The sequence below is a fragment of the Rhizobium sp. No.120 genome, assembly GCF_054558365.1.
The window spans coordinates 78,084-90,028 of record NZ_BAAJNQ010000006.1 but is presented as its reverse complement, the minus strand read 5'-3'; the positions used below and the strand labels follow the sequence as shown (position 1 = coordinate 90,028).

General features: G+C 59.1%; 9 protein-coding genes. 2 read left to right on the top strand and 7 right to left on the bottom strand.

Annotated elements, in window-relative coordinates:
• Together ACYJRZ_RS18635 and ACYJRZ_RS18630 are read right to left on the bottom strand one after the other, a co-directional pair.
• On the bottom strand, positions 1-2,004 hold the full coding sequence (locus ACYJRZ_RS18635) for a CocE/NonD family hydrolase (protein ID WP_459461411.1): 2,004 nt from the start codon (positions 2,002-2,004) through the stop codon (positions 1-3).
• Positions 2,005-2,025: 21 nt separating this feature from the next.
• Entirely contained in the window at positions 2,026-3,603 is a 1,578-nt protein-coding gene (locus ACYJRZ_RS18630; protein ID WP_459461409.1) for an ABC transporter substrate-binding protein, read from the bottom strand.
• A gap of 122 nt (positions 3,604-3,725) precedes the next feature.
• Here ACYJRZ_RS18630 and ACYJRZ_RS18625 point away from each other — a divergent pair, with 122 nt between their 5' ends.
• Positions 3,726-4,511: a helix-turn-helix domain-containing protein gene (locus ACYJRZ_RS18625; RefSeq protein WP_459461407.1), complete on the top strand. Its 786-nt coding sequence runs from the start codon at positions 3,726-3,728 to the stop codon at positions 4,509-4,511.
• Positions 4,512-4,674: 163 nt separating this feature from the next.
• The gene (locus tag ACYJRZ_RS18620; RefSeq protein ID WP_459461405.1) at positions 4,675-5,784 is read left to right on the top strand and encodes a thioesterase domain-containing protein; all 1,110 of its coding nucleotides are present in this window, start codon (positions 4,675-4,677) and stop codon (positions 5,782-5,784) included.
• A 4-nt stretch (positions 5,785-5,788) separates the two neighbouring features.
• Here ACYJRZ_RS18620 and ACYJRZ_RS18615 read toward each other — a convergent pair whose 3' ends face one another.
• The 5 genes from ACYJRZ_RS18615 to ACYJRZ_RS18595 all read right to left on the bottom strand — a co-directional run bounded on the left by ACYJRZ_RS18615 (position 5,789) and on the right by ACYJRZ_RS18595 (position 11,941).
• Positions 5,789-7,420, bottom strand: coding sequence for an ABC transporter ATP-binding protein (locus tag ACYJRZ_RS18615; protein WP_459461403.1), 1,632 nt, complete (start codon positions 7,418-7,420; stop codon positions 5,789-5,791).
• On the bottom strand, positions 7,413-8,240 hold the full coding sequence (locus tag ACYJRZ_RS18610; protein ID WP_459461401.1) for an ABC transporter permease: 828 nt from the start codon (positions 8,238-8,240) through the stop codon (positions 7,413-7,415). Before ACYJRZ_RS18610 ends, ACYJRZ_RS18615 begins: the two co-directional genes overlap by 8 nt.
• Complete coding sequence (locus ACYJRZ_RS18605) at positions 8,237-9,244, bottom strand: ABC transporter permease (RefSeq protein ID WP_459461399.1); 1,008 nt, start codon at positions 9,242-9,244, stop codon at positions 8,237-8,239. Before ACYJRZ_RS18605 ends, ACYJRZ_RS18610 begins: the two co-directional genes overlap by 4 nt.
• 198 nt (positions 9,245-9,442) lie before the next feature.
• Positions 9,443-11,032 carry an ABC transporter substrate-binding protein gene (locus ACYJRZ_RS18600; RefSeq protein WP_459461397.1) on the bottom strand — a complete coding sequence of 530 codons (1,590 nt, stop codon included), beginning with the start codon at positions 11,030-11,032 and terminating at the stop codon, positions 9,443-9,445.
• Between the two features lie 126 nt (positions 11,033-11,158).
• Positions 11,159-11,941 (bottom strand): carnitinyl-CoA dehydratase, encoded by a 783-nt coding sequence (locus ACYJRZ_RS18595; protein ID WP_459461395.1) that lies wholly within the window; start codon positions 11,939-11,941, stop codon positions 11,159-11,161.
• Positions 11,942-11,945 lie beyond the last annotated feature (4 nt).

Genomic DNA, 11,945 nt, shown 5'->3' with positions numbered 1-11,945 from the left:
CTACATCAGGTCACGGGCGATGCGCTTTTCTTCGAGTGTCTTCTGGAAGATTTGCGTCTCGCCTTCATAGGCAACGACCGAGGCGCTGATCACCCAGTCCTTTGCCGTGCAGGATATGGACGATGTCGCCACCGTGCGAACGAACCAACCGGGGCGGCTCATGTCACAGGTCCATGTCGATACGCCCGTCATTGATAGCGGGTCGTCCGGCGCGATCGACCAGACCTCTTCGCGCAACTGCCGTGTCGAAAGTCCGGTACCGGGATGTTCGGAAAGGCCGGTGTCCTCATGAATTTCATAGCGGGTGACGCCAGCTGAGAGATCACGTACTACCTGCCGCTTTGTGGAGGCCGGTGCATGTTCGATATATTTCGGCAGCGGATCGGGGTTGTCGGGCTGCTTGATGTCGATGACCTCATGCGCGCCGATCTTGGGCAAAGCAAGGCCGATGGATGCGATGTCGATCGTTAGGCCGGGATCTTCCGGTGGCGGCAGCACCATCGGCCAATAGGCCGTCGATAGCGACAGGCGAATACGATGTCCTTTGCGGAAACGATAGCCGCAGGCATCGAGCGTCAGAGTCACCTGGACCTGCTGACTCTTAATCAGCGGCTCCGGCGCGGCATTGCCATTGCGATGGGCGAGATTGAGCACGCCGAAGGAAACACGCGTTGCTGTGCCGTCGGGATGGATATCGACGAGTCTTGCGCAGAGATTGGCGGTTTCGGCATCGCACCGCAGCGTCAAGGTTACAACCGGGCGGCCGAGATAGTCGTGATCCTCGACCAGTGGCGCTGTCTGGAAGGTCAGCGACCCGGCATCGTCGACGCGTTGATCGATCGCCATTTCCGCGTCCGGCTTCAGGGTAAACCATTCGCCCGAGGCCGTGCCCGTGTCGAGCGGTGAGCGCAGGTAGACGGGATGTTCCGGCGCATGCGGGATCGGCATGCCCTCCATCAGCGTGCCGAATTGCTCGACATAGAAGCACTGCATCTCCGGCTGCTGCCATTCTTGCTTCGCGATCCAGAAGCCTGGATCGAAATCGCGGCGTTTGGCGGGCTTTATGGCGTCAAGAATATAGGCACGCACCGATGGTATGGCCTCGGCGCCGTTGCGCTCGCCACGCAGCCAATGGTTCCACCAGGCGATGGCCTCTCCATGGAAATCGACGCGCGGTTTCGGCCAGGCGAAATGCGGATATTTATGGACCCATGGGCCGATCAGCGCCTTCGCCTTATCCCCGAGCCCTTCGACCGCCAGCAGCGGCGTGTTGCGATAACCGTCAGCCCAGCCGGCGATGACGATGGCGGGGATATCGAAGCTTGCGAAATCCCCGCAGATGGAGCCATGACGCCAAAAGTCGTCGCGACGCTGATGCTGGAGCCATTCCTCCATGAAGAAAGGTTCCTGCTCAAGGCGCTCCAGCCACATATCGCGCCAGTCGTCGCCGACGATGGCCGGATCGGGCGAACGCGATTGATAGCCGAGCATGGTCGCCGCCCAAGAGAGCTGGGCGGAGAGATGGCAGCCATTCTTGTAGTGGATGTCGTCGTTATAGCGGTCGACCGTGGAGGCGATCGAAATCACCGCTTTCAGCGCCGGCGGCTTCAAGGCCGCGACCTGCAGGCAGTTGAAACCGCCCCAGGAAATGCCCATCATGCCGACCGAGCCGTTCGACCAGGGCTGTTCTGCGATCCAGGCGATCAGCTCGCAAGCATTGGCGAGCTCCAGCTCGGTATATTCGCCATCGATGACGCCGCTGGACTCTCCGGAGCCTCTGATGTCGACACGCACGCCGGCAATCCCGGCTGCGGCAAAGACGGGATAGGTGGATTCATCGCGGGGGCTCGTCCCGTCGCGCTTTCGATAGGGCAGGAACTCGAAAACGGCGGGCACGGGATCGCTCTCCGCGCCTTCAGGCATCCAGATGCGTGCGGCGAGCCGCGTTCCGTCCTTCAGGGTGATCCATTGATTTTCGATGGTGGTGAAGCTGCGGTCTGACATGGTCATATATCCCGAAGAGGTTTAGGCATTAAACCATACACGGCTGCCGATGTAGCCGTTGGACATATCGTTGCCGATATCGTCGACATATCCCTTCAGCGTTTTCGAAGAGGCCATGATGTAGTCGTTGAAGACGGGCAGAATCAGACCGCCGTCGTCTCGCACCATCAGCGCCAATTGCCGATAAAGCACCTTGCGCTTGCCTTCATCGAGTTCAGACCGTGCCTGCAGCACCAACTTGTCGAAGTCCGGGCGCTTGAAGCGCGTGTCGTTCCACTCGGCGGTCGAGAGATAGGAGGTAGAATAGCGCGAATCCTGCGTCGGACGGCCGCCCCAGAACGACGCGCAGAAGGGCTGCTTGTTCCAGACATTGGTCCAGTAGCCGTCTTCCGGTTCGCGCTTGACGTCGATCGTGATGCCGGCCTTGCGGGCGCTTTGCTGGAACAGGATCGCCGCATCCACGGCACCCGGAAAGGCTGCGTCCGATGTGAGCAACTGAACGGGGCGGTCGAGGCCCGATTTTTTGAAGTGGAAGGCGGCCTTGTCCGGATCATATGGCCGTTGCTCGATATCGGTCGGCGCAAGCGCGTAGTTGGAATTGACTGGATAGTCGTTGCCGATCGTTCCGTAGCCGCCCAGAACCTTGTCCAGGATCGACTGGCGATCGATCGCATATTTCAGCGCAAGCCGCAGATCCGCGTTGTCGAAGGGCGCCGTGTCGCAATGCATCAGGAAGCAATAGAAGCCCTTGCCGGCATTCCGGAGGATGTCGACGGTCGGCGCCCGCTTCAGCATCGGGACGGTCTTCGGGTCGACATTGTTGACGAAATGGACCTGACCGGACGCGAGCGCTGCAATGCGGGCGGTGTTGTCGTTGATGACGAGGATTTCGACGCTGTCGACAAAGCCTCGGTCAGAGCGCCAATCTTTCGAGTTCTTCTCGAAGGTAGCGCGAACGCCCGGTTCAAAGCTCTTCAGAATGTAAGGACCCGTACCGATGGCCGCCGCCGGCTTGTCGACGCCGCCCTTCGGCTGGATGATCAGGTGGTAATCGGTGAGAAGGAGCGGCAGGTCCGCGTTGCCTTCGGAAAGCGTCAGGACAAGATCGCCCGCCTTTTCCTCGATACCGGTGATCGAGGCCATGAGCCCAAGCGCGCCCGATTGGGAATTCTTGTCTGCATGTCGCTTCAGTGTCGCGATGATGTCTGCGACGGTCATCTTGCTGCCGTCGTGAAACTGCACGTCGTTCCTGATCTTGAAGGTCCAGACGGAGGCATCAGCCGACGGCGTCCAGGAAGTCGCCAGCGAGGGCAGGGGAGCGCCAGTCTTCGGATCGGATTCGACGAGCGTGTCGCCCCAAAGGCGGCCAATGACAAACAACACGGTGGCGCTATAGGTCGCAGGGTCGAGCGCATCACTGGTGGCGCCGCCTTTGAGGCCGAGTTTCAGATGACCACCGCGCTTCGCTTCCTGCGCGCGGGCATCGCGCGGCATCAGGAGGCCGGAGGTGAGGGCAGGCAAAGCGCCCAGCGCGACGGCACTGCCCAGGAAGTGGCGGCGGCCGATGCTCAGAGAAGATTGATCCTTTTCACGTGTCATTGCAGTTCCCTTTTTCAACTTTGTTGAGGGGGAACGTAGAGGTCAGGCTACTTCACACAATTTCGCGACTTGACGCATCTTTAAGCGAGTTTACGCTAGTTCATTCCAAGACGGAGTTATGGATGCCTCACCTTGTCGAGAACCTTAAAATTGCCTGCGCAACGCAGCGTTCCATTTCGCATCTGTGCCGTGCAATCGATATCAACCGGCAACAATTCAACCGATATATCAATGGTCAGACGCGGCCGTCTGCCCATAATCTCGCGCGCATAGCCAAATATTTCGATCTGGATGCAGCCGACTTTGGTCTCGCTCCTAGGCTCTTTCGCGAGCGGCTTCGCAAACCGGCGCTGGACCTCAATCAAAGTTCCGAATTGTTAAAGGCGTTCCCCGGAGATCTAACCGCGCTCCGGCGTCATGTCGGCTATTTCCAGACCTACCATCGCTCACCGTCCTGGCCTGGAATGGTTGTCTGTTCCTGCAGTCGCATTATCGAGCAGGGCGGGCTGGTGCATGTCAAATCGATGGAGCGCCTGCGAGACCCCGGAAACGGCATCCAGCAGTTTTCGAAATATGTGGGTTTGGCCGCCTTCTATCGAAATCGGATCTTCATTACCGAGCGTGTGGTCGGCCCGAATCCCATACTGTCACAGACGATCCTTCTGCCCTTCGACGAGTATCAGCGCGTCTATTTGCGCGGGACGACGATGGGAGTTTCCTGGCGAAAGGAAAACCTCCCTTATGCGTCGCGGATGATCTGGCGCCATGTCGGCACCGAGCCGGACCTTCGTGAACTTCTCTCGCGCTGCGGACCGCTGCCACTATCGTCACGCCGGCTGCCGCCGACGGTCCGCTCATTCCTCGCCGATCCATCCGCAGAGGTATATGCGGTGCCGGCAGAATATTGAGGAGCCGATTGCCCGGTTTGGTTATTCTTCGGTCGGTCAAGGGCGAAAACTCTCAAATACAATAGAAAGTTGTGCTTTTACAGAATATATTAAGGGTCGCTTTATACGATTGCAGTCTATCTTGAGGCTGGTGACACATGCTTTGATATTCGGGGGCGGTTAGATGCTTTTCTCTGCGAGAACGGATGCAGATCCCAGCCCTCGCACCTACGTCAATGACCTGTTTTGCCAAGAGGCAAAGGTTGATCTGAGTCACGACGCAGACATTCCCGATGTTGTCTCAGTCAATCGAGTGTTGAATTTCATCAAGCGCTTGTGGAGCGAAACCGGCGAGGAACTGGATGTCAATGTCTTCTATCGCCATCGCACCCTTGACGCCCTCAGCCTTGCGATTTCCAATCACGAAGATCTCTCAGTCTCGCCGAAAATCATAGAGCTCCGTGGTGGCGAAGATAGTGCACCCTTGCTGCTATTTGCCGGCGGAGCAAGCTGCTTCCTGGAAATGCAGCAATTGATCAACGAAATCCGCTTTCCGGGGCCAATTCTGGGCGTGGCATTGACGGCGTTCAACCGCGATCGTCGCCATCCGGCAACGGTGGAAGACGAGGTTCAAAGCACGCTGAAAGCGTTGCAGGCAGCCGGGATTGTAGGACCGTATAGATTGCTCGGCTATTCTTTCGGCGGTGTTTTTGCCTTGGAGCTTGCGCGTGCGTTGAGGGCACAAGGGCAAAAGATCGCGTTCCTCGGAATGCTCGATACCCCCTTAGGCGAGCAAGAATGGCCCCTGATGACCTGGGGCGAATTCATGTGGCAACGCTGGAGACGAGCCCGAACCAGAAAGAAGAACCTAAGGAAAGCCGATCCTCAACCACACCATCGAACATTAACTCAGGCCAATAGGCCGACGATCAACCGACGGGAATTCCTCGCGAAGAAACTAAAGCCGCTTTCCTTTCGCTACGCCGATCCGCGTTCGGCCTATTATCCGGAGCTGGCGCCGCAATGGATGGGGGATTATCCGCCGCTTTATGATGCTGCTGCCAGACAACTTCTGCGCATGAAAGGTCTTTACAAGCCAAGCCGTTACGAGGGCGAGTTGAATTTCTACCGTAGCCTGCAAGGCTCACCGGTCGATTGCGATCCCAAGACCATATGGGCACGCTTTCTTGCGCACGCAAACTGGGTCGATGTTGCCGGCAACCACCAGAGCATGATTGTCGGCCGCAATGCCGGTGCGCTCGCCCGCGAACTCAGCGAGCGCATGACGCGCTGAGCTTTCAATTTCCGGCGCTCTCCATCTTCCTTGTCGTCAGGACGCGCTCCAGCCAGCCGATTTCCATTTCGGGCACGGATTTCAGCAGCAAGTCGGTGTAATCGTCAAAGGGCGGCGACAGCGCCTGTGATTTCGGACCGAAGCGAACGAGCTTGCCGCGATGCATCACCGCGACACTGTCGGCGATGGCGCGCACGATGGCGATATCGTGCGTGATGAAGACGTAGGAGAGATGCGCCTCTTCCTGCAGTTTCAGGAGCAGTTTCAGAATGCCTTCAGCAACCAGTGGGTCGAGCGCCGAGGTCGGCTCATCGCAAAGGATGAGTTCCGGCTTGGCCGCAAGCGCCCTGGCGATTGCGACGCGCTGTTTCTGGCCGCCCGAAAGCTCTGCCGGATAGCGGTCGATGAAGCCGTTGCCCATCTCGATCTGATCCAGCAACTCTTTCACGCGCGCAGTCTTTGCAGCGCCACGCAGGCCGTCATAGAATGTCAGCGGGCGGCCGATGATATCGCGCACGGTCTGGCGTGGGTTCATCGCCGTATCCGCCATCTGGTAGATCAGCTGGATGCGCCGCAACTCTTGCCGCGAGCGGTCTTTCAAGGCAGGCGTCAACGGCTTGTCGTCGAAGGAGATCCGTCCATCGCTCGGCGGCAGCAAGCCGGTGATGACGCGGGCAAGTGTCGATTTGCCGGAGCCGGATTCTCCGACCACCGCCAACGTTTGGCCTTTAGGAACATGTAGAGAAACATCGTGCAATACTTTGAAACCATTCGAGTATTGTGCGCTGATATTCTCGACTTTCAACAGCGCGCCCGACTGATCAGCGGCTTCTGCACGTATCTCCTGGCGGACGTTGACGAGCGCGCGGGTATAGTCCTGTCGCGGCTCCTCGATAATCTGCTGGACGCTGCCATATTCCACTGTCTTCCCATGCCTTAACACCATGATGTCGTCGGAAATCTGCGCGACGACGGCAAGGTCATGGGTGATATACAGGGCGGCCGTATGCGTCTCTTCGATGGCGTGCTTGATGGCTGCTAGCACATCGATCTGCGTGGTGACATCAAGCGCCGTCGTCGGTTCGTCGAAGACGATCAGTTCCGGATTGGAGCAGAGTGCCATGGCGGTCATCGCGCGCTGCAGCTGGCCCCCGGAAACCTGATGCGGATAGCGGTCTCCGAAGGTTTCCGGATTGGGAAGGCCAAGCACGCGGAACAGATAGAGCGCCCGCTTCCTTGCCTCCTCCTTCGTCATCAGGCCGTGTTTCACCGTTGCTTCGATGACCTGATCACCCAGCCGATGCGCCGGATTGAAAGCGGCCGCTGCCGATTGCGCGACGTAACAGACCCGGGCGCCACGGATCCGGCGGATGCCGGATTTGCCGAGCGGCAGGATGTCGGTGCCGTCTAGCAGCACCTGGCCGCCGGTAATCTCGGCACCGCCGCGGCCATAGGCAAGCGCCGAAAGGCCGATGGTGGATTTGCCGGCGCCGGACTCCCCGATCAGGCCAAGGACTTTGCCTTTCTGCAGATCGAAGGAGACGCCATCGACGATAGTGACGCGTTTCGGTGGCTCGCCCGGCGGATAGCTGGTTGCCTCGATCTTGAGATCGCGAACGGAAAGAAGCTCAGGCATCGCCACGCCCTCCCTTGAGGCTGGAGGTGCGCCTTAGGAGCCAGTCGACCACCAGATTGACACAGATTGCGAGTGCCGCAATGGCAGCACCCGGCACGAGCGCGGCGGAGATGCCGAAGATGATGCCGTCCTTGTTGTCCTTGACCATGCCGCCCCAGTCGGCTGCCGGCGGCTGGATGCCGAGGCCGAGGAAGGAGAGGGTGGAGAGAAACAGGATCGAGAAGGCAAAGCGCAGCCCAAATTCGGCCAGCAGCGGCGATAGCGTATTCGGCAGGATCTCGCGGAAGATGATCCAGATCTTGCCCTCACCGCGCAGCTTCGCGGCTTCCACGAATTCCATGACCGCCACATCGAGCGCCACGGCGCGGCCGAGACGATAGACGCGGGTGGAATCGAGGATGGCCATGACGAGAATCAGCACGATCAGGTTTTGCGGCAGGACGGCGAGCACCACAAGCGCGAAGATCAGCGTCGGGATCGACATCATCAGGTCGTTGAAGCGCGAAAAGACCGTGTCGATCCATCCGCGCGAGACCGCGGCGGTAAAGCTCAGGATGATGCCGAGTGAGAAGGAGATGATCGTTGCCGCCAGCGCGACGAAGAGGGTCGTGCGCGTACCGTAGATCAGACGCGACAGGATATCGCGGCCGAGATTGTCGAGCCCGAAGAAATATTGCGCGTCGGCGGGCTGCCAGACATTGCCGACGACTTCCGTCTCGCCATAAGGGGCGATCCAGGGGGCGAAGATCGCGCAGATGAAGGCGATCAGGATACCGATGATGCCGATCCAGGCGGTGATGGGGATATCTCTCAATCTCATCGCGGATGCCTCAAACGCGGGTTGGCGATGATGGCGAGAATGTCCGCCGTCATGTTGAGGAAGATGTAGACGGCGGCGAAGATCAGGCCGCAGGCTTGGACGACGGGCATGTCGCGCACCGTTACCGCATCAACCATATACTGGCCCATGCCGGGATAGACGAAGACCACCTCGACAACGACGACCCCGACGATGAGATAGGCAAGGTTCAGCGCGATCACGTTGATGATCGGCGCCAGCGCGTTGGGAGCGGCGTGCTTGACGATGGCGCGGAAGGCGGAGAGCCCCTTCAGCTCGGCCGTCTCCATATAGGCCGAGGACATCACGGACAGAATGGCCGCACGGGTCATGCGCATCATATGCGCAAGCACGACCAGAACCAGGGTCGCAGTCGGAAGCGCGATGGCCTTCAGCCGCTCGATGAAGCCCATGCCGTCGAAAACCGTCGCCGGAAAGGTCGCAACACCGAATTTCACGGAGAAGAACATGATGAGGAGATAGCCGATGAAAAATTCCGGCAGAGAAATCGCCGCCAGCGAAATGACGTTGATGATCTTATCAGGCATTCGGTTCCTGAAATGGACGGCCAGCATGCCCAGGCAGACGGCGAGAGGTACGGAGATCAACGCCGCAAAGCCGGCCAGAAACAGCGAATTGCCGAGCCGCTTGCCGATCTGCTCGCCGACGGAATTCTTGCTGGCCCAGGAGGTGCCGAAATCGCCCTTGACGGCATTGCCGAGCCATTCGACGTAGCGGGTGACGACAGGCCGGTTGAGGCCCAGCTCTTCGCGGATATTGGCGACCGCCTGCGGCGTTGCCGACTGGCCGAGATAGGTGGTGGCGAAATCGCCGGGCAGGGCTTCGAGACCTCCGAAGATCAGCACGGAGACCGCAAAGAGCAGAATGATACTAAGCACGCAACGCTCGATAATAAGGGATAGCAGCGGAAAGCGCTGCTTGAACCTCAACCCGGGTAGAACGGTTCCGGGAGGTGAATTGGACATGGCCGATGCCTCGCACTGAGAGCGGCTCCATGTTTCATGGGAATCGCCAAGCCGCTCAATCTTGTTGTTTTACGCAATTTCGGACGGAAAACAGCTGCGCATTTCGCTGAAATTGCCTGAAACGTCGGGAGGACCGCGAAGGGTTTTCGCGGTCCCGGCTGTGTTAGAGATGAGGGCGTTTTCGCCCGGCTTCTGGCATCAGGCGTCCAGCCAGACGCGGGTCGCGACATAGCCGTTCGACATGTCGTTGCCGATATCGTGGACGTAGCCCTTCACCTGCTTGGTGGAGGCGTTCACGAAATCGTTGAACATCGGCAGGATGACGCCGCCTTCGTCGCGCACCATCATTGCCATGGCGCGGTAGAGGTCCTTGCGTTTAGCTTCGTCCAATTCGGAGCGGGCCTGAAGCAGGAGCTTGTCGAAGTCGGGTCGCTTGAAGCGTGTGTCGTTCCAGTCCGCTGTCGAGAGATAGGCGGTGGAATACATCTGGTCCTGCGTCGGCCGCCCGCCCCAGTAGGAGGTGGAGAAGGGCTGGACGTTCCAGACGTTCGTCCAGTAGCCATCGCCCGGCTCGCGCTTGACCTCGATATTGATCCCCGCCTTCTTGCAGCTTTCCTGATAAAGAACGGCCGCATCGACCGCGCCGGGAAACGCGACTTCGGAGGTGCGTAGCAAGACCGAGCCACTGTGGCCGGACTTCTTGTAGTGGAAGGCAGCCTTGTCGGGATCGTATTTGCGCTGCTCGATCCCTTCGGGAAAGAGAGCATAGGTGCTGTTGATCGGGAAGTCATTGCCGACCTTGCCGTAGCCGCCAAGGATCTTCTTGACCATGGTTTCGCGGTCCATGGCGTATTTCAGCGCAAGGCGCAGGTCATTGTTGTCGAAGGGCGCCTTGTCGCAATGCATGATGAAGACATAATGACCACGGCCGGCGGTGGCCAGGATCTCTACGTTCGGAGCGCGCTTGAGAAGATCCACAGTCTTCGGATCGACACGGTTGATGTAATGGACCTGACCGGATGAAAGCGCCGCAATACGCGCCGTTGCATCGTTCATGCAGATGATTTCGACACTATCGACGAAACCGCGGTCCGTGCGCCAGTCGTCCTTGTTGCGCTCGAACGTGGCACGCACGCCGGGCTCGAAGCTGACTTGCTTGTAGGGGCCGGTGCCGATCGAGGCCAAGGGATCGTCATAGCCGCCATTCGGTTGGATGACGAGGTGATAGTCGGTCAACAGCAACGGCAGGTCGGCGTTGCCTTCCGTCAAGGTCAAAACGAGGTTGTCGCCGTCGGCCTTGATCTCCTTGATCGACTTCACGACACCGAGCGCGCCGGATTCCGATTTCGCATCCGTATGACGCTTGAGCGTGGCGACGACGTCGTCGATGGTCAGATCCTTGCCATTGTGGAACTTGACGCCCTTGCGGATCTTGAAGGTCCATGTGGCGGCATCCTTCGATGGCTCCCAGGATTCGGCGAGCGAGGGTACGGCTGCACCCGTCAGCGGATGGGATTCCACCAGCATGTCGCCCCAGCAGCGGCCGATGCAGAACATCACCTGCGATAGGAATTTCGCCGGATCCTTGGAATCGGTTGCAGCGCCGCCTTCAAGACCAAGCTTCAAATGGCCGCCGCGCTTCGGTTCGGCTGCCATCGCACTTTCGGTGAAGAGTTTGTCGGCGAGCGTCAAAGTCACGCCCGCGGCCATTGCGCGCCCCATGAATTCGCGGCGGCTAAGCCCGCCCGCGGTGACGCGGCTGGTCAAATATTTCGTATAATCGTTCATTCCCCTGTTCCTTCTTCTTGCCGTGTTGACAAAGCTATCGAGCAAGCCACTTCAGGTCACGGTTCCTCTTCCGCCTGAAGCCTGTTGCCCGCCAGCATGCGGGAAATTCTGCGGTTGTTGCCGCCTTTATTTTCCTTTCCAGATTGGGGCTCGCTTCTCTGCGAAAGCCCGTGCGCCTTCCAATTGATCTTCGCTCGAATAGAGGACGTCGACGGTTGCAAACTGCCGTTTGGTGATCTTGTTCATGGCAGTTTGAAACGTAGAACCCTCCGCTTCGCGAACGATTTCCTTGATCGCTGCGTAGACGAGCGGCGGACCGCTTGCGAGCAGGCGGGCGAGTTCCCAGGCCCTGTCCATCAGCTTGTCGGCCATGACGATCTCGTTGACGAAGCCCCAGCGATGCGCCTCTTCGACATTGAGCCACCGGCCTGTCAGCAGCATGTCCATGGCGATATGATAGGGGATGCGCTTCGGAAGCTTGATCGACGCCGCATCTGCGACGGTGCCGGAACGAATCTCGGGCAAGGCGAAGGTCGCATGCGGCGCGGCGATGATGAGATCGGTTGACAGAGCAATCTCCAGCCCGCCGCCGCAACAGATGCCGTTGACGGCGCAGATGATCGGCTTGTTGAGGTCGCGCAGTTCCTGCATGCCCCCGAAACCGCCAACGCCATAATCGCCGTCTACGGAGTCACCATCAGCCGCGGCCTTCAAATCCCAGCCGGCAGAAAAGAATTTCTCGCCGGCGCCGGTCACGATAGCGACGCGCAGATCCGGGTTGTCGCGGAAGTCGCGAAAGATCAGCCCCATCTTACGGCTGGTCGCCAGGTCGATGGCATTCGCCTTCGGCCGGTCGATAATAACCTCAAGAATGCCATCTACGCATCGCGTCCGAATGGGGTCTTGCAACTTC